Annotated in this window: 19 protein-coding genes and 1 other annotated feature; of the genes, 9 read left to right on the top strand and 10 right to left on the bottom strand. The window is 35.6% G+C overall.

The features are described from left to right. Positions 1-17 precede the first annotated feature (17 nt). Both mnmH and trpS read left to right on the top strand, forming a co-directional pair. Complete coding sequence (gene mnmH, locus KQI21_RS11870; RefSeq protein ID WP_216484411.1) at positions 18-1,070, top strand: tRNA 2-selenouridine(34) synthase MnmH; 1,053 nt, start codon at positions 18-20, stop codon at positions 1,068-1,070. A 140-nt stretch (positions 1,071-1,210) separates the two neighbouring features. Continuing rightward, positions 1,211-1,392: a binding site (T-box leader), on the top strand. A gap of 52 nt (positions 1,393-1,444) precedes the next feature. Further along, the gene (gene trpS, locus KQI21_RS11875; protein ID WP_216484412.1) at positions 1,445-2,443 is read left to right on the top strand and encodes a tryptophan--tRNA ligase; all 999 of its coding nucleotides are present in this window, start codon (positions 1,445-1,447) and stop codon (positions 2,441-2,443) included. A 253-nt stretch (positions 2,444-2,696) separates the two neighbouring features. Here the strand turns inward: trpS and KQI21_RS11880 are convergent, their stop codons facing one another. The 5 genes from KQI21_RS11880 to KQI21_RS11900 form a co-directional block, all read right to left on the bottom strand. Next, a complete protein-coding gene (locus KQI21_RS11880; RefSeq protein ID WP_216484413.1) occupies positions 2,697-3,452 on the bottom strand; it encodes a YjbA family protein in 756 nt (251 codons plus the stop codon). Positions 3,453-3,652: 200 nt separating this feature from the next. Further along, positions 3,653-3,865 (bottom strand): YuzI family membrane protein, encoded by a 213-nt coding sequence (locus KQI21_RS11885; protein ID WP_077317800.1) that lies wholly within the window; start codon positions 3,863-3,865, stop codon positions 3,653-3,655. Positions 3,866-4,839: 974 nt separating this feature from the next. Then, on the bottom strand, positions 4,840-6,078 hold the full coding sequence (fabF, locus tag KQI21_RS11890) for a beta-ketoacyl-ACP synthase II (protein ID WP_216484414.1): 1,239 nt from the start codon (positions 6,076-6,078) through the stop codon (positions 4,840-4,842). Between the two features lie 26 nt (positions 6,079-6,104). Next, positions 6,105-7,046, bottom strand: a complete 942-nt coding sequence (locus KQI21_RS11895) for a beta-ketoacyl-ACP synthase III (protein WP_216484415.1) — start codon at positions 7,044-7,046, stop codon at positions 6,105-6,107. A 722-nt stretch (positions 7,047-7,768) separates the two neighbouring features. Continuing rightward, positions 7,769-8,347, bottom strand: coding sequence for a hypothetical protein (locus KQI21_RS11900; RefSeq protein WP_216484416.1), 579 nt, complete (start codon positions 8,345-8,347; stop codon positions 7,769-7,771). Between the two features lie 371 nt (positions 8,348-8,718). Between KQI21_RS11900 and KQI21_RS11905 the strand changes: the two genes are divergently transcribed. Further along, positions 8,719-8,901, top strand: coding sequence for a DUF2929 family protein (locus KQI21_RS11905; RefSeq protein ID WP_216484417.1), 183 nt, complete (start codon positions 8,719-8,721; stop codon positions 8,899-8,901). A 201-nt stretch (positions 8,902-9,102) separates the two neighbouring features. On the opposite strand, the gene KQI21_RS11910 is transcribed toward KQI21_RS11905, so the two are convergent. Then, positions 9,103-9,459 (bottom strand): hypothetical protein, encoded by a 357-nt coding sequence (locus KQI21_RS11910; RefSeq protein WP_216484418.1) that lies wholly within the window; start codon positions 9,457-9,459, stop codon positions 9,103-9,105. A gap of 512 nt (positions 9,460-9,971) precedes the next feature. Here KQI21_RS11910 and KQI21_RS11915 point away from each other — a divergent pair. After that, a complete protein-coding gene (locus KQI21_RS11915; RefSeq protein ID WP_216484419.1) occupies positions 9,972-10,805 on the top strand; it encodes an undecaprenyl-diphosphate phosphatase in 834 nt (277 codons plus the stop codon). 392 nt (positions 10,806-11,197) lie between these two features. Here the strand turns inward: KQI21_RS11915 and KQI21_RS11920 are convergent, their stop codons facing one another. Together KQI21_RS11920 and KQI21_RS11925 are read right to left on the bottom strand one after the other, a co-directional pair. Beyond that, on the bottom strand, positions 11,198-11,509 hold the full coding sequence (locus KQI21_RS11920; protein WP_216484420.1) for a metal-sulfur cluster assembly factor: 312 nt from the start codon (positions 11,507-11,509) through the stop codon (positions 11,198-11,200). Positions 11,510-11,971: 462 nt separating this feature from the next. Further along, positions 11,972-12,736, bottom strand: a complete 765-nt coding sequence (locus tag KQI21_RS11925) for an alpha/beta fold hydrolase (RefSeq protein WP_216484421.1) — start codon at positions 12,734-12,736, stop codon at positions 11,972-11,974. Between the two features lie 140 nt (positions 12,737-12,876). Between KQI21_RS11925 and KQI21_RS11930 the strand changes: the two genes are divergently transcribed. The 4 genes from KQI21_RS11930 (at position 12,877) to KQI21_RS11945 (ending at position 14,737) form a co-directional block, all read left to right on the top strand. Next, on the top strand, positions 12,877-13,710 hold the full coding sequence (locus KQI21_RS11930; RefSeq protein ID WP_216484422.1) for a Cof-type HAD-IIB family hydrolase: 834 nt from the start codon (positions 12,877-12,879) through the stop codon (positions 13,708-13,710). Positions 13,711-13,909: 199 nt separating this feature from the next. Beyond that, positions 13,910-14,059 carry a hypothetical protein gene (locus KQI21_RS11935; RefSeq protein ID WP_216484423.1) on the top strand — a complete coding sequence of 50 codons (150 nt, stop codon included), beginning with the start codon at positions 13,910-13,912 and terminating at the stop codon, positions 14,057-14,059. A 1-nt stretch (position 14,060) separates the two neighbouring features. Beyond that, entirely contained in the window at positions 14,061-14,267 is a 207-nt protein-coding gene (locus tag KQI21_RS11940) for a DUF3813 family protein (RefSeq protein WP_077317810.1), read from the top strand. Between the two features lie 206 nt (positions 14,268-14,473). Then, on the top strand, positions 14,474-14,737 hold the full coding sequence (locus tag KQI21_RS11945; RefSeq protein WP_216484424.1) for a NifU N-terminal domain-containing protein: 264 nt from the start codon (positions 14,474-14,476) through the stop codon (positions 14,735-14,737). A gap of 607 nt (positions 14,738-15,344) precedes the next feature. Here KQI21_RS11945 and KQI21_RS11950 read toward each other — a convergent pair. Both KQI21_RS11950 and KQI21_RS11955 read right to left on the bottom strand, forming a co-directional pair. Further along, positions 15,345-15,578 (bottom strand): hypothetical protein, encoded by a 234-nt coding sequence (locus tag KQI21_RS11950; RefSeq protein ID WP_216484425.1) that lies wholly within the window; start codon positions 15,576-15,578, stop codon positions 15,345-15,347. A 22-nt stretch (positions 15,579-15,600) separates the two neighbouring features. Then, on the bottom strand, positions 15,601-16,443 hold the full coding sequence (locus KQI21_RS11955; RefSeq protein ID WP_216484426.1) for a YitT family protein: 843 nt from the start codon (positions 16,441-16,443) through the stop codon (positions 15,601-15,603). 188 nt (positions 16,444-16,631) lie between these two features. Between KQI21_RS11955 and fakB the strand changes: the two genes are divergently transcribed. Beyond that, a complete protein-coding gene (fakB, locus tag KQI21_RS11960; RefSeq protein ID WP_216484427.1) occupies positions 16,632-17,501 on the top strand; it encodes a DegV family protein in 870 nt (289 codons plus the stop codon). Positions 17,502-17,736: the final 235 nt, after the last annotated feature.

Raw genomic sequence — 17,736 nt, forward strand, 5'->3', positions numbered from 1 at the left:
AGAAAGGTGGCAGGACATTGATTCAAGATATTTCTATCGAAGAATTACGGTCGGTAAAACAAGCAGAAAAATGGAACCTTATTGATGTACGATCACCATCAGAGTATCAGAATGCCACCATCCCTGGTAGTATTAATATTCCGTTTTTTAATGATACAGAAAGAGCAGAAGTGGGAACTTTATATAAACAGGTTAGCCCACAGGTAGCAAAAGAAAAGGGATTAGAAATTATTTCTAAAAAACTCCCCAATTTTATAAAAGAGTTTGCCAAGATAGATGGCGAGAAAGTCATATTCTGTTGGCGTGGTGGCATGCGTAGTAAAACGTCTGCCACCGTTCTTGACTTAATGGGGATAAAAGTTTATCGCTTAAATGGAGGTTACCGTAGTTATCGGAATTGGGTCGTAAAAACAATACAGACATTAAATTGGGAAGCAAAAGCTTGTGTATTAAATGGACATACTGGATCAGGAAAAACTACCATACTAAAGAAGCTAGCTAGTTTACATTATCCAGTCATCGATCTTGAAACAATGGCAAACCACCGAGGTTCTATATTTGGCCAAATTGGCTTAAAACCCCATAATCAAAAAACATTTGATGCATTATTAATCGAACAAATTGACAAATTAAAGCATACCCCATTTGTCCTAATTGAAGGTGAAAGCAAACGAATTGGCCGAATCCTTTTACCGGATTTTCTGTTAGACAAAAAGGAAAGAGGAACACAATTTATTATCGATGTACCAATTGAAGAACGTACAAAACAAATCATCGAGGATTATCAGCCATGGAAACATGAAGCAGCCTGCTTGGAAGCATTTAAACGAATTAAAAAACGAATTCATACGCCTATTGCAAATCAGATTGAGAGGGATTTGCAATTAGGTAGATATGATTCCGCTGTCCGGCTGTTACTCGAATACTATTACGACCCGCTTTATGATTATACAACGGAACAAATACCAGAAGATAGAAAGATAACGATTAATGCTAATAATATAGAAGAGGCTTATCACTTATTGAAAGCACAAATTGACAGTAAATGGAGTATAATAAAAAGTAAATAAGCCACCATATGGACTTTAATTTATTTTTAAGTGAAGACATTATTGCTGTCGAATGAGACAGAATATCTAAATAAAGGCATCTTTGCTTCTTGATGCTTGCAATTTACAGTTTAGATTTATATAATAAAACAAAATTAATATGTTTGGCGATGACAAAGATATAGTACAATTGCCCGCTGGTTTATAGAGAACTTGTGGCTGGTGAAAACAAGTACCAAGGTTAATTGGAAGTGGACTTTCGAGCTAATTTTACATTTGAAAGTGACCTTACTGGCTGTTTGTAAGGTAATCAGGGTGGCACCGCGGTTCAATCGTCCCTATTTATTGGATGGTTGGGCCTTTTTGTATGAAATAATAAATTTGGAGTGAGTAAGATGAAAACAATCTTTTCAGGAATTCAACCTAGTGGTACATTAACGCTTGGAAATTATCTAGGTGCACTAAAGCACTTTACGGAACTTCAGGATGATCATAACTGTTTTTTTTGCATTGTTGATGAGCATGCAATCACTGTTCCACAGGATCGGTTAAAGCTTAGAAACAATATTCGCTCATTGGCAGCACTTTACCTAGCATCGGGGATTGATCCGGAAAAATCAACTTTATTTATCCAATCCGAGGTCCCGGCACATACCCAATTGGGCTGGATGTTACAATCCGTTAGCTATATGGGTGAGCTAGAAAGAATGACACAGTTTAAAGATAAATCAGCTGAAAAAGAAACAGCCATCTCCTCAAGCCTGCTAACGTACCCAGTTCTAATGGCTGCAGATATCTTATTATATCAAGCCGATATTGTACCTGTTGGAGAAGATCAAAAACAGCATTTAGAATTAACAAGGAACTTAGCTGAACGTTTTAATAACAAATATAATAATATCTTTACAATTCCAGAAGCTAGCATTCCAAAAGTAGGCGCTCGAATCATGTCCTTACAGAACCCATTGAAAAAAATGAGTAAGTCAGACCAAAATGAAAAAGCCTTTATTTCCATGCTAGATGATCCGAAGAAAATTGAAAAGAAAATCAAAAGTGCTGTCACCGACTCAGACGGTGTTGTAAAATATGATAAAGAGAATAAACTTGGGGTATCAAACCTGCTTGTAATTCATTCCATTTGCTCTGGAGAACCCATCAAAGAACTGGAAGCTAGATATGCAGGTAAAGGCTACGGAGAATTTAAACAAGGAGTAGCAGAAGCAGTTATCGATATTTTAAAACCAATTCAAGATAAATATGATGCATTAATTAATTCAGATGAGCTTGATGACATTTTAGATAGGGGGGCGGCAAAAGCTGCTCCCGTTGCTAATCGCACATTAGTCAAAGCTAAAAAAGCAATGGGTCTAGGAAGAATTAAAAAGAAAAAATGACAATTAGAAAAACTTGCTTATCGCCAAGTCTTTATGGCGAAAGCTATAGTTTTTCTTATACTATAAAATTTTATACTTTCCTATAGTGGAACAAAAGCGAAAGCGCTCGGTTACCGACGTAGAAACGGCAGAGCTTCTGATTCAAGGATTGCTTAAGCTAAACAATCATACTTCAAAAAACAAATGGATTTTTTTGGATAAAAAGGCGGATAGGATACCAACGCATCCCCCATCCGCCTACTGCTTTTTTCACTTATTTTGATGCATTTTGCTCCTGACCATTTTCTACTTCCCACATTTTTTCTAAAAAAGGCTGCCCTTTTATTAATTTACGGCATAAATCTTCATGGCTTGGACTCCAACCTTGTTTCACACCCTCATACAAAGCTTCCCAAACCTGCTCTCCCCCCATAAATCGGATATAGGGGTAACGCTTAGGATCCCATTCTGTTAACCAATATCGCAGTTCTTCCAAGTTGTTAGTAGTTTTCAGTTGATCTAATGCCATCATCAGCAATTGTTTTAATTGCCTTTCTCTTCTTGTCAGACCAAAAATTAACTCAGGTGGCATCGAAAGCATATGATATTCCTTTTTATAATGTTTAGCATCATATTTAAACGATTGTACCTTGGTATTTTTGATCATATCATAGACGAGCTGTTCCTGTCTTGGTATTAAGCGACTTTTACGAACAGGAATCTTATAACCAATAGTATCGAATGCCAGTATGTCATTTCCATCTGTAACTATACTGGCAAAATCCAATGCGGTTCTTTCCTGACCTTTTCGCATATACGCTCGTTTATAAATTGTATCAAGTAGGGACTTTGGTAATTCTTGCATATCATTTTCAATGTAGAAAAACAATTCCTTTGTTATGTATAGCAATGGCACTTGGTCGAGTAATTCAATACCGTCCTCTTTACGCCATTCTTGAAAATAACAAACATTATAACCATTTTCTTCACCTTCAAACCAATTCACCCAAACATCATGCATATACAACATAAAACAACCCTCACTTTTCAAACTGAACTTAACATACATTATGACCATCCTTAAAAAAAATATTCTATGTATCCTTCGATAATTTACCAATTTGTTGTAAAGAATTAACACCTCTTAGCAATTACTTAATAGGAATGGCCACATGTTTTATAGCCGAAATAAAGTTGTTTTTAACATGATTTAGTAAATTCACGAGGTATTTACTTCTCTTTATTAGTGGGTAATTGGCTTAATGAAATACTCATGAGGATAAAACCAACAATAAGAAAGTAGCATTCCACCCGACTTACAATAAAACTGAAATACTCTCCCCATGAAAGACCTGCCGGAAGAAAATTCATATAGCCAATAATGGTTACTCCCCCCATCACAGAGAAGCCAAAACCAATTAGAAACAAAAAGACATAGCCCATTTTATTCTCCCTACCTTGTCCACTTTTTAATAGACTATGCTTGTCCAGATAAATAAATGAAAATATAATTATAAAAAAGTCTTTCAAGGTTTACGACCATCATAATATATTTAACTAGGTTTCTGCATTAAAACTTTTTCAATCTCAACTGAACTATTAAGTGAAACTTCTTTTAGTGTTGTTTTTTCCTTGAAGTAAATAAAGGCGACATGAAAGAACGCTTTTTTTGCATGCAATGTGTCGCTGGCCGTAGCTTTCCCTGTCCTTGAAAAATCGCGGTGTGTCGCTGTCGTAGCTTTCCCTGTCCTTGAAAAATCGCGGTGTGTCGCTGTCGTAGCTTTCCTTGTCCTTGAAAAATTGCGGTGTGTCGCTGTCGTAGCTTTCCTTGTCCTTGAAAAATTGCGGTGTGTCGCTGTCGTAGCTTTCCTTGTCCTTGAAAAATTGCGGTGTGTCGCTGTCGTAGCTTTCCTTGTCCTGTTAACCTGAACGAATCGGGATGTAGAAACCTTTTTCTCTCATAAAGTTCGCAAAATAATCAACAGATTTTTCAAATGAGAGAAAGAAGGCGACATATGAGCCGATGTTGACTGATCGTAGGAAGAAAATCGAAATTTGCTAGCAACACGACCACTAAACCTAGACATAACTACTTTTTTAGAAAAACTTGGCTTGTCGCCATGTCTTTAGCGAAAGCTGTAGTTTTTCTTATACTATAAACCATAAAGTTTTATGCTTTCCTATAGTACAAAAAAGGAATCCACCATGTAGAAACGAATTTAATTGAGATGACAAAAAAGCCGTCCATGTTGGTACTGCACCCCAAAATTTAACCAGGAGGGGTACCCCTCCTGGTTAAATCAAAATAAATCATCCAAATAAGTTGAGTAAAACACTTGACTGGAAGTAAGAAAAGTTAGAGTAAAAAATCTAACTTCTGGGGTTCACCACTTAGTACGACTTTTTAATATAACGAACTATTGATATTTTTTAAACACTAAGGAAACATTATGCCCGCCAAATCCAAGTGAATTACTTAGTACTACGTCTACATCCTGTTCTCTTGCTTTATTAGGTACATAATCTAAATCACAGTCCGGATCCGGTGTCTCATAATTAATAGTTGGAGGAATCATTCCTTCGACAATCGTTTTCACAGAAATAACTGATTCCACTCCTCCAGCTGCACCTAACAAGTGACCAGTCATTGATTTTGTTGATGAAATCGCCACATGCTTAGCATGCTCTCCTAATACGGATTTAATGGCGATGGTTTCATATTTATCATTTAAATTGGTACTTGTTCCATGTGCATTAATATAATCTACTTCAGTTGGTGCAACAGATGCATCATTCAAAGCTTCGCGCATAGCACGGGCAGCACCCTCGCCACTTTCGGCTGGGGCGGTGATGTGATATGCATCGCCTGTAACGCCATAGCCGACAATTTCTGCATAAATCTTCGCATTACGCGCCAAAGCAGATTCGAGTTCTTCTAAGACTAGTATGCCACAGCCTTCTCCCATAACAAAACCATCTCGATTTTTATCAAATGGTCGACTTGCTTTTTTAGGATCTTCATTTACTGAAAGTGCCTTTGCTGATGAAAAACCTGCAAAAGCCATATTCGATATCGGTGCTTCAGTTCCTCCAGTAATGATTGCATCTGCATCTCCACGTTGAACTGCTCGGAATGCATCACCAATGGAACTCGCCCCAGAAGCACAAGCTGTTACAGTACAAGAATTAATCCCTTTAGCTCCTAATTGAATCGAAACTTGACCTGCAGCCATGTCTGGAATCATCATTGGTACAAAAAATGGGCTAACTCGTTTTGGTCCTTTTTCCAAGAGTTTTTTATGCTGGTCCTCCCATGTTTGCATACCGCCAATTCCGCAGCCAATCCACACACCTACACGATTACGGTTGTTATCATTAATCGATAAACCTGCATCTTCTACAGCCATCTTTGCTGCTACAACTGCATATTGAGTAAATAAATCCATTTTACGTACATCTTTTCTTTCAATATACGAAGAGGGATCAAAATCTTTTACTTCTGCAGCTGCCTTAGCAGTAAACATCTCTTTATCTACTTTCGTAACAAAATCAATCCCTGTTTTTCCTGCAATAAGGTTTTCCCACATATCATTTACATTATTTCCAACTGGTGTAACGGCGCCAAGTCCTGTTATTACCACTCTTCTTTGTTTCATATGGTTTTCCTCCTAGTTCCATACAATTATCTTCCCCATCGTATCGCTAAGGCTCCCCATGTTAAACCACCACCAAAGCCTACTAACACAATCAAATCATTGTCTTTTATTTTACCATCTCTGACAGATTCCGACAAAGCAATAGGAATAGATGCCGCTGAATTATTCCCGTATTTTTTAATGGTTTTTGCCATTTTATCATTGGAAATACCAAGTCTTTGTCTAGCTGCTTCCATAATTCTTATATTTGCTTGATGAGGTATTAAATAATCTACATCTTCTTCTTTATACCCTGCAGCCTTAATAACATTCACTGAAGATTCCGGCATTTGTCTTACAGCAAATTTAAACACTTCACGACCATTCATAAAAATATGACCTGTTTCTTTATCTAAATACAAATCGTTTCCACCAGCTCCATTAGAACCTAGTTCAAAGGAAAGGATTCCTTTTCCTTCTGAAACTTGTCCCAATACTGCAGCTCCTGCCCCATCACCAAATAACACACATGTACTGCGATCAGACCAATTGGTTATTTTTGATAGTTTATCTACACCCACAACGAGCACTTTTTTATACGTTTTTGTTTCAATAAATTGTTTAGCTGTTACCATTCCATACATAAAACCTGTACAAGCAGCACTGATATCCATCGCAGCTGCATTAGTAGCACCTAACCGATCCTGTATCATACATGCAACAGAAGGAAACGGAGTATCTGATGTTACAGTTGCAACCAAAATTAAATCAATATCCTCTGGTTCCAGCTCCGCATCCTCAATTGCATTTTTTGCAGCTAATAAAGCCATATCTGATGTGTCTATGTCATCTTCTGCAATTCTTCTTTCTTCTATTCCAGTTCGCGAGCGAATCCATTCATCATTTGTATCTACTATTTTCTCAAGATCTTGATTAGTTACAACCTTCTCAGGAACATAGTGACCTATGCCTAAAACACCAACGTCCATTTTTCCATCTCCTTAAAAACTCAAATTATTATCTAATATTATTACTTGGTACTAATTTTAAAGTATAGCTATTATTTTTGCAAGCTGAAGAAGACTAGACAATGCTGTTGAGGGAAAAAGCCAATCTCTTTACATCAATCAATTGTAGCTCGTACTTCTGCTTGAAACCACTGGAACTTTTATATTACATGGAATTAAAGAAACTGCTCCGTCTTGAAAGTCAAAAGTCATCTTACTGCCAGTTTAATTCCCCGTCCTAAATTGTTTAATCATCTATATTCATAAAGCTTGTCCACATGTAGAACGGTTCAACTCTTCTGGCAATGTTGACTGATCGTCCATATAGCCAATAGCAAAAACCTGCTCCTACCTGCTTGATTAATCATTTCCACGCTAAATATATCACCAATATGTTTAAAAACTTTTGGACTGTTAAGTGTATTGAAGTGCCTGATACCTTTTTTTCCACAGCTGATCTGCCTTACTATCCATTTACAAGCCGATTTTATCTCTTTTTCTTGATTGGTATGAATGCCATAACTGATCAAAAAGTTAACAAGCATAATCCAACTTATTAAAGTAAACATCGGTTTAGCTTGTTAGTCACTCCTGTCTATATAACCAAATTTTAAACGCATCAACATTTTTGTTGGTGATAACAACATTACGTAGGATGAAGATTAGTTGTTACAGATCGTTATTATCTTTCAATTAATTAGAAATCAATCCTTGAATGAACAATAATGTCGGATTACTTGTTCAAGCTTATCTTTATTAGGTCTATTGTCCCGAATTTGTAGTATCTTTTCAAGTTGATTTTTCTTAATAACTGTTAATTTCTTATGATCATCATCTGTCTCTAGCCAATCCATTAAATTTTTTACAAAATCTTTAATATAAATAGCATGTTCAAGAAAATGAGTAGATGAAAACGGGATAAAATGTTGATTAATATACATACCTTTTTCTGTCATCGGCATCCATTCGCCAAACAAAAGCGGTAACTCGATAAATAAATCAGTGGCTTGTTTTTTTTCAGGTTGTTTGTAATCAAGTGCAATGAAATAACCAGAGGAAACAGCTGATGGAACTTCCATCTGCCCGATTTGAATAATTAAATTATACCTATTATCCCTTTTATGTGAATAAAATGTAAAATTACTATTTCGCCCAAAGAATAAAGAAAGTGATTCATCTTCCTTATCATTCAAAAGACCTTCTACTTCCATTCCATTTTCAAGCAAATGATTAACGACATGAAATCCAATCCAGTGATTACAATTAACAACTAAAATAGTCATACAATTCCTCCTTTTCTGTATTCTTCCCTTTTACAATTTAGACAGGAAAATAAAGTGAAACTTCATTCAGTAGGAGTTTTCTTCCATCTCCTACTGAATGTTAGTACCACAAGGGTATGACCTAAAGGCTCTTCTCACGAATCGGGCATTTAGGTGCCGTTTTCTCCCACTTAGACCCTTTTGTACCAACTCAGGCTCTTGAAGTGGGAGTCTTACGGCACCTTACATACGGGATAAACCGCTACATCTGAAGTACTATTTTTTAATGAAATATAAGTAATGCTTTTTTTTTATAATAAGTTTTGGTAAACTATTAAGAGATATTTGGTGTATAATGGTTATAGATATTGTAAAAAAAATGAGGTGTTTTCATGCGATACATTGTTACAATCTTATGGGCATGTTTAATTGGCGGTGTCGTATCCTATGTACTATCGAGTATGGGTAGTGAACCGTTTAGTCTTGAAGGTACTGTTGCTTTAGCTGCTGTGTTTTTTATCGCAATCGCTGTTTTAGGTGACGGTATTTTAAAAAATGATAACTCACATAGTTAACCAAATGTAACAACTGCTTCCCCTGAAATGCATAGCTTTTATCCTATTTGCATTTCTGTTTGGATGACGAACAGTATTATTAGTTATGTATAGTTTAACTAGCTTATTTTTATACAAAATTTCAAGTCTTTACTATACATGTAGCAGAACCCTTGCCTTTCTTCTTTTAGAGCAGGCAAGGGTTTCCCTTTGAAAGTAATTTTAATACCATGGTAAAACACTAATTGAAGTTAAGCCTGCTAAGGGCAGGACAAACCTATTAAATCGCTGTGGCGGATAACCATACCCATAACCTGGTCCATAGCCAGGACCACCCCTGTACCCAGGATCACCATATCCGGGATAACCGTAGCCGTACTGTCTATGATGTGATCCTGCTTGGTGATGAGACGGTTGTTCATGTAAATCGATTGGTGCCGCAAGATAAAGAGATTCATGATCTAAACCAGTAATAATACCGTCAATACTTGATCCATCTTCTAATTCAACTAACACGTACGCATGTATATGATCTCTACAAACATCATATATATGTTGACGATGATGTTGATGACTCATTTTATCTACCTCCTCACCATTTAGCGTATTCATCCGCCTATAGGTTGGTGACATGGTAGTAAGATTACTCCATAAGAAAACTGCACCAATGCTAATTATTTGTCGCATTGGGTAGTAACATCGTTCTATATGGACATAAACAATTAAAATATATCGTATTAACTATTTTAGTTGAAAATTATACTTTGCTAACGTATAAAAAACGGAAAAACATTATTTTATAAGTAGTATCAATGTTAGTAATACGTAAGCAATAAAACCAATTGTTAGAAAAACTTGGCTTGTCGCCAAGTCTTTAGCGAAAGCCATAGTTTTTCTTATACTATAAAACATAAAAATTTTATACTTTCCTATAGTGTAAGAAAAACTGTTTTTTCATGCTCGGTTTTCTTGCCCTTTCTTTCCTTTAGTCTCGAGCTTATCAGGTGTTAAAATCATTTCTAACCTAGTCTAGGATACAAATTTTAAAGACAACCATTACATTTTTTGATGTAAATAGCAGGAGGATTTTTATGGAAAACTTATCAGAACTTGGCATTTTATTGAAATATTTGATATTAGGTTTATTTCAAGGGTTTACAGAACCAATTCCTATTTCTTCAAGTGGCCACTTAGTCATGCTAAAACATATTTTTAATCTTCAAGATCAGTTAGCAGGACTATCATTTGAAATTCTTGTCAACACAGGCTCTTTAATAGCAGTATTAGTTGTTTTTCGTAAGGATCTCGTTCGTTTAACAAAAAACGGTTTACGTTACATATTACAAAAGGATAGAGATGCTGAAGCAACAGCTGATTTTCAATTTATTATATTTTTAATTATCGCAACGATTCCTACTGGAGTATTGGGTTTTTTACTTGAAGATTATATTAGTGAAAAACTGAGTCAACCAGTTATTGTAGGTTACACATTATTAATTACTGGGGCAGCATTATGGGTTATTCGAAATATTCATGGAAGAAAGAATGATGGAGACTTAACGATAAAAGATGCATTGATTGTCGGTGCTGCTCAGGCTGTCTCTCTAATACCGGGAATCAGCCGCTCGGGCGCAACTATTGTTGCTGCTATGCTTGTCGGAATGAAACGGGAAACTGCTTTTCGCTTTTCGTTTTTATTATACATTCCAGTTAGTCTTGGAGTTTCAATATTAGGTTTTAGTGATATTATTAGTGATGATCGATTTAATACGTTAATGATTCCATATGCGATTGCATTTCTTGCAGCAATTATTGCCTCTTATTTTGCCTTAAAATGGTTTGCGAATATCATGGCTAGAGGAAATTTAAAATATTTTAGCATTTATTGTTTTATTGTTGGTATCCTTGCGATTATTCTTTTATAACATGAATGTTTTCATGATAATTTTACTAATATATAATAAATGAAACTTTATTCAAGGAGCACTTTTCTTCTTTGAAGTAGAACAAAGATTAAAATCATAACATCCCTGAAAAGCCGTTATGTATTGCTACCGAAGCATTTCTTGTCGTTGAAAAAGAAAATCACTTTTTCTGCGTGCGATGTCTATTCAAGCAGTCTCTCTAGTCCTATCACCAAATGTAGTTGTTGTATCTCTTTCACTTAAACTTCTTCGTATTCTCTATCAATCTTATGGCACTTAAGACCGGGATGAAAAATTTTACTAAAGGCTTGACGGGATGTCATATTACGCTTTTATATAACGATTCCACATGCAAAAAAGAAGCATCCACCATAAAAGTGAATGCTTCTTTTTTAGTCTGGAATACCTAATGCAATTTTAGCATAACGTGACATTTTATCTTTGCCCCAAGGAGGATCCCATACGATATTTACTTCTGTCTCTTTCACTTCTGGTATATCAGCTAAGGCATGTTTGATATCCTGCTCAATATGACCAGCAAGAGGACAGCCCATTGCAGTAAGTGTCATTGTAACCTTACATAAGCCCTCGTCGTTTAGTTCCACGTCATATATTAAACCTAAATTGACAATATCTATGCCTAATTCAGGATCAATAACATTTTCTAAAGCACCCCAAATGTTTTCTTTAAGAGCTTCATCCACCTTTATACCTCCTCTGCTCTGTTTTATTACTATTATTTAAACATATTTTCAACAAAAATCAAAGAAAATTTGGCTGTTCGATAATCTCCAGCACCAACGATTACGTAATTGCACTTATACATAAAAATGTACGAAAATCTCTCCGTCAAATTAACTGCTACCCGCTAAAAAATTTTATCCTTTTTAACCTATAAAGTGAAACTTCATTCAGTAGGAGTTTTCTTCCATCTCTTACTGAATGTTAGTTGAACGAATCGGGCATTTAGGTGCCGTTTTCTCCCACTTAGACCCTTTTGTATCAACTCAGGCTCTTAAAGTGGGAGTCTTACGGCACCTTACATGCGGGATAAAGAAAATGGATACGCCTCGGAGTTGATAACTACGCTTATACGTAAAAAATTAAAGCTTTTTATATCATTGAATATTCTTCTATCATTCATATCCAAAACTCTGCTTAAACAATTATAATTGTGCAGCAAACCATTTTACAGTCTCTAGTGTAGCATAGCGTCCAACTTTATGCCCGCGATTAGCTTCCGGTATAAACTTAAAATTTAACGGATTCGAATAAAGTGATTCATTCTGTTTATAAAACGTATACGTATGCTCAAATGGAACAACTTCATCGGCTTTGCCGTGCCAGAATAAAAGTGGGCGTTCTTTTAATTTTTCTGGTTGTTTAGAAAGGTCGTAATGTTTTAAATGCTCATATAAACGATTTATTTCTTTTTCTGTTCTCGGTAGCTTTCCATTTTTTTGTTGGAAATGATCAACCAATGCTTTGGCATAGTCAGTAAGCTTTGGAGTACCCATTAATACTGCCGCTGTCTTGATCCAGTCGTATTGGGTAAGTGCTGCTGAGGTAGTAATTCCACCCATGCTCGTCCCGGCAACACCAAACCGTTCATCTAAGAGCAGATTCGATTCATCGATATAATCTTTGACATCTTCTAATTCCTTCACATTTTGCAGCACAATTTCCCAAAAAAAAGTTTGTCTTTTTACTGGAGAAATTTTGCCTTCTCTAGCGCCATGGTATAAACTATCTGGTAAAATAACTCGATAACCACGCTTGGCAAGTAAAAAAGCAAGTGGAAGATTATGCTCTTTCGCACTAGTAAAACCATGGAAGTAGGTGATAACTGGTAATGGTTTTCCTTTATTCTCTTCATCTACAACGATTAAACTAGGAATGGTGTTAATATCTTTTTCGTATATTCCGATCATCTAAATATCCCCTTATGTGCATATTCATCATAACTTTCATTTTACTATCGGAAAAAGTGGCAATCAACTTTTACAAACAAATTTTTACTTTACATCTAGATGTTTCAATTATACACTATGGAAGATGAGGTGAGTTAATTATGCAAACAAACAGACATTTAATTGCTTTAGACTTGGATGGAACGCTGTTAACAGATAAAAAAGAAATTAGTCCACAAACTAAACAAATCGTATTAAAGGCAATCGAAGAAGGTCATATAGTTGTCATTGCAACTGGTAGACCCCATCGTGCTAGCATTGGTTATTATGAAAACCTTGGCTTGACTACACCTATGGTTAATTTTAACGGTGCATTAATTCATCATCCAAAAGATAGAAAATGGGATGCACTACATAGCCCAATGCCAATTCGAACTGCACATAAAATAATTGGCGCTTGCTATGATCTTCATGTGCGTAATATATTAGCTGAAGTTATGGATGAAGTATATCTAGATCAATATGATCAAGCTATTATCGATATCTTTCATATGACTGAAAGTGATCCTCCGTTTACGATTGGAAGCCTTCGTAATAAGCTCAAGGAAGATCCTACATCCATTCTTATACATCCTGATGAAGAACATATATCAACACTGAGGAGACATCTAGATGATTACCATGCAGACCTTATTGAACATCGTAAATGGGGAGCACCGTGGAATATTATTGAAATTGTTCGTAAAGGAATGAATAAAGCAGTTGGCTTACAAAAAATAGCGCATTATTTCCATATACCACAAGAACGAATCATAGCTTTTGGAGATGAAGACAACGACTTGGAAATGATCGATTATGCTGGCGTTGGCGTAGCGATGGGCAATGCAATTGATGAGTTAAAATCCATTAGTAACTATGTTACCAGCTCCAATGAAGAAGATGGAATTGCGTTTTTTTTAAAGGAATATTTAAAATTAGAAGTCGAAGTGAGATAATCACCAGCAATTTCCTACTATAAAAACAGTAATATAAGCCAGACTAAGGGCGAGCGCATCAGAGCGCTCCCTTTTTACTTCCAGAGCATGCTAAAAAGTGATGATCATCACCATTCCAATATGTTGGCATTACAGCTTGTTACGATGCATCATGATGATTACAGTAAGTACATCTTCTTATGTACAAGGAGGAAATATCATGAGTAAAGCGAGTAAATTAAAGCGTTTTAGCCAACAGAGCGCGGATTCTGTTAAAAAACATGATGACCGTTTTCCGTACCGAAGCACATTTTCTGATTCGATACGAAAAAAAACAGAAGCAGATAACCACACTGTAGGAGGTTTTTAGGTTGGAAAACAACAATCAAAATTTATTTCAACAAGCTAAAAACGCTGTTATGAACTTGATGAATCAACAAAATAATTCATCAAGTGCACAGGATAAACAGGCTGCACAAAATGCTATTCAAGCTGCTTATAATGAAGCAACTCCTGAAGAGAAACAACAGTTACAGCAGCTGGAGAATCAGTTAAAACAGCAAAATCAATTACAGTAACCTCTGCATTTTGATTGTATGGTAAATTCCTAATCATTCTTAATGGATGTAACTGGTTTTACTGATGACGATCTAAATGGCTCACATTATGAATGTGAGCCATTTTCCAATGACTTAATTTACATTTATAATAATAGCAAAATACTTTTTAATCCAACTTATTTCTGCTAAGATGGACATAACTATGATTTAGGAGGGATGTCCGAGTGGGTATCAGAGCCGAAGCCACCCCAAACCCAAATGCAATGAAATTTACTACAGACCAATTAATTTTTGAGGGAACAAACAGTATTTCCGTAATGCCCGGTGATACGAGCGAATACGATATTTTAAATGAATTGATGCAAGTGGAAGGTGTAGATAACGTTTTTGGTTATCAAAACTTTATTACGGTTAACAAAAGATTTGATGTTGAATGGGATACATTAACGCCAAAAATAATAGAAGTGTTTGAAAAGCATGGATATTAAAATTACTGTTAGTAAAAAGGAAAGAGGCTGGGACAAAACTAAAACAGCTGATTAAAAAACGAACAATAAATCGTCCTTGTGTATACACAAGTTTTTAGCGTAGTCAAAATATGTAGACTCCTGCGGGAATAGCTCGAGCTGAAGATCCCGCAGGAAAGCGATCTTTGCTTTCCGAGGAAGCTGAGGCCGTGCCCGCGGAAAGCGAAATATTTTGACGTAGCGATGATAGGAATTTTTTTAACACAAACAAACCAAACAATTATAAATGAATTGTTCGTTTTTTGCTATTTAGTATTTGTTTATGTCCCAGCCCCTTTTTGCTTTGTAAAAAATTATATCCATTTCTACATGATGATGAACTTTTTTGCAATAGCATCATCTAAACGTTCAAGCTGTAGTAAACTTCAATCTTCTTCAATATTATTACCGATTTTTTACATCGACGGGAAAATGATTTTGATTAATTCGTACATTACCATCATTTTTTCCATACATAGTAATGATAGAAGGCTCTTCGGCTGTAATTACTTCTTTTGGTAATTGTATTTTAATTGTAAATCCCTTCCCTCTGCTACTTGATCATCTAAAATTATTTGCATTTTTTCTGTTATTGGCTCACCTTCATGCTCAGGGCCTGTAAAACACATCTTGTATCTGTAACCTTTGCTTCACCAATTAGAACAACTTTGCCATTTTTAACTTCCATGTCTACGTTGCGAAAACTAACCGCTGAACTACGTTTGACTACTGATTGTTTTTCAGTTGCTTTTTGCTCATTTTCGTCCTGAGTACTACAACTTATGAACAACACCGTAACTAAAATAATACTTAAGTATCTCATTTCTCTTTCCCCGCTTGAAATGTTAGTCTCTACGGAAAAATCCGAAAACGCCAGCTGTTTGTACAATATTCGTAAATGCATTCGGATCAACTTCTTTAATAATCTTTTCTAAATCATATAGTTCATACCGGGTTATTACCAAGTACATCATATGTTTATCTGTTTTCGTATAAGCTCCTTGGGCAGGTAAAATCGTAATTCCACGAACCATTTTCTTATGAATAGCAGCTTGCAATTCATCTGCTTTATGGGTAATAATCATAGCCGTAACTTTTTCATGACGTGTATGAAGCGTATCAATTACACGAGTTGTTACATATAACGTTACTAATGTATATAGTGCATTTTCCGGCTCGTAAAGCAATCCTGCTAACGTAATAATAACAGCATTTAGCATTAAGAAATATGTTCCAATCGGCTTATCATTAATCTTAGAAAGTACCATGGCAATAATATCCATTCCTCCAGTAGAAGCTCCTACCTTTAAGGTTAATCCAATGCCTACCCCACCGATAACACCGCCAAATACAGCATTTAAGATAATATCTTGAGATATTTCAGTAATTGGAATTATTTCTAAAAATATCGTTGTAAATAAAACAGAAATAATACTATATATTGTAAAACCTTTTCCTACTTTAAACCAGCCTAGAATTACTACAGGAATATTGAATATTGCTAACAAAATTCCGGTACTTACACCTATACCAATAAAATCATTAAATACACTTGATACTAACTGTGCAGCACCGGTAAAACCGCTGGCATAAACATTTGCACCTATTAGGAAAAAGTTTAGGGATATTGCATTAAGGATAGCACCAAAAATGACAACCGCAATTCGTTTTGTTTCAAATATGAACATAATTACCTCCTAACCCCATTCACGACTAATTTTTCTATGAAGCGAATGGATAAGCGCTCTAGATTTATTGAAAAATCGGTAACTGTTTTTTTTATATTTTCAAAATTATACTTTGCTTTTTTTTGACTAACTTTATCAATCGCTTTAAACTAATAAGAGAGACTATTAAAAGGAATGTAGGTGAAAACATGGGAATTAAAATTCTTGCAGATTCAGCTTGTGACTTAACAACAAATTATTATAACGAATTTGACATAGAAATGGTACCATTAACCGTTCATCTTGATGATAAGGATTATGAAGATGGAAAAACGATCCATCCTAAAACCGTTTATGATGCTATGCGTGAAGGGAAAACACCGAAAACTTCACAAGTTACGCCGAAGACCTTTCAATCGATTTTTACATCATATGCAAAAGCAAATCAGCCTTTACTTTACTTTTCCTTTTCCTCCCAATTATCTGGGACATACCAAACAGCAAAAATGATGGAGCAGGAAGTAAAGGAGACATATCCGGAAGCACCTATTCATGTAATTGACACCAAATGTGCTTCTTTAGGTTACGGACTAGTCGTCCTGCACGCAGCAAAGCTTGCCAAACAAGGAAAATCGGTTAATGCGATTATTGAATCTACTAAAACCTGCGCTAAAAATATGGAGCATATTTTCACAGTTGATAATTTAGAGTATCTTTATCGTGGTGGACGTGTCAGCCGAACAGCTGCATTTGTTGGTACCCTGCTAAAAATTAAACCAATTCTACATGTAGAGGATGGGAAGTTAATTCCTTTGGAAAAAATACGTGGTTCTAAAAAATTATTCCACCGAATGCTGGAAATTATGGAAAAACGTGGCGAAAATATATCATCACAAACGATTGCTATTTCCCATGGAGATGATTTAGAGCGTGCAGAGCAGCTTGCAGCAATGATAAAAGAAAAATATAATGTTAAGGAGATTATTATCGAAATGGTTGGTTCTGCTATTGGCGCACATTCCGGTCCGGGTACTATTGCTCTTTTCTTTTTAAATAATACAGACTTTGAACACCCGTAAGAATCGTAACCATTCGTGATGGCTCTGCCATTGATCCTGCTTCGTTGCATTTATACGTTTGACATAACATTTTTACTCGGGTCGTCTATTCGTTTTAACTTTAGCTTTCTAAAATTTTATACTCCCTCTATATACTAACGTTTTCTCTAGTTTTCTTCGCTTTTCTTAGAATTTCATAATTTGTTTTGAGTTATTCATAACATTATACTGGATATCCAACTGATTTAGAGAGATT

It is taken from the genome of Virgibacillus proomii, assembly GCF_018916875.1.
Classification (GTDB): domain Bacteria; phylum Bacillota; class Bacilli; order Bacillales; family Amphibacillaceae; genus Virgibacillus; species Virgibacillus proomii_B.

Excerpts from the sequence above, each read along its gene's own strand:
- trpS (WP_216484412.1), top strand. The coding sequence starts at position 1,445 with ATGAAAACAATCTTTTCAGGAATTCAACCTAGTGGTACATTAACGCTT.
- KQI21_RS11880 (WP_216484413.1), bottom strand. The coding sequence starts at position 3,452 with ATGTTGTATATGCATGATGTTTGGGTGAATTGGTTTGAAGGTGAAGAA.
- KQI21_RS11885 (WP_077317800.1), bottom strand. The coding sequence starts at position 3,865 with ATGGGCTATGTCTTTTTGTTTCTAATTGGTTTTGGCTTCTCTGTGATG.
- fabF (WP_216484414.1), bottom strand. The coding sequence starts at position 6,078 with ATGAAACAAAGAAGAGTGGTAATAACAGGACTTGGCGCCGTTACACCA.
- KQI21_RS11895 (WP_216484415.1), bottom strand. The coding sequence starts at position 7,046 with ATGGACGTTGGTGTTTTAGGCATAGGTCACTATGTTCCTGAGAAGGTT.
- KQI21_RS11900 (WP_216484416.1), bottom strand. The coding sequence starts at position 8,347 with ATGACTATTTTAGTTGTTAATTGTAATCACTGGATTGGATTTCATGTC.
- KQI21_RS11905 (WP_216484417.1), top strand. The coding sequence starts at position 8,719 with ATGCGATACATTGTTACAATCTTATGGGCATGTTTAATTGGCGGTGTC.
- KQI21_RS11910 (WP_216484418.1), bottom strand. The coding sequence starts at position 9,459 with ATGAGTCATCAACATCATCGTCAACATATATATGATGTTTGTAGAGAT.
- KQI21_RS11915 (WP_216484419.1), top strand. The coding sequence starts at position 9,972 with ATGGAAAACTTATCAGAACTTGGCATTTTATTGAAATATTTGATATTA.
- KQI21_RS11925 (WP_216484421.1), bottom strand. The coding sequence starts at position 12,736 with ATGATCGGAATATACGAAAAAGATATTAACACCATTCCTAGTTTAATC.
- KQI21_RS11930 (WP_216484422.1), top strand. The coding sequence starts at position 12,877 with ATGCAAACAAACAGACATTTAATTGCTTTAGACTTGGATGGAACGCTG.
- KQI21_RS11935 (WP_216484423.1), top strand. The coding sequence starts at position 13,910 with ATGAGTAAAGCGAGTAAATTAAAGCGTTTTAGCCAACAGAGCGCGGAT.
- KQI21_RS11950 (WP_216484425.1), bottom strand. The coding sequence starts at position 15,578 with ATGAGATACTTAAGTATTATTTTAGTTACGGTGTTGTTCATAAGTTGT.
- KQI21_RS11955 (WP_216484426.1), bottom strand. The coding sequence starts at position 16,443 with ATGTTCATATTTGAAACAAAACGAATTGCGGTTGTCATTTTTGGTGCT.
- fakB (WP_216484427.1), top strand. The coding sequence starts at position 16,632 with ATGGGAATTAAAATTCTTGCAGATTCAGCTTGTGACTTAACAACAAAT.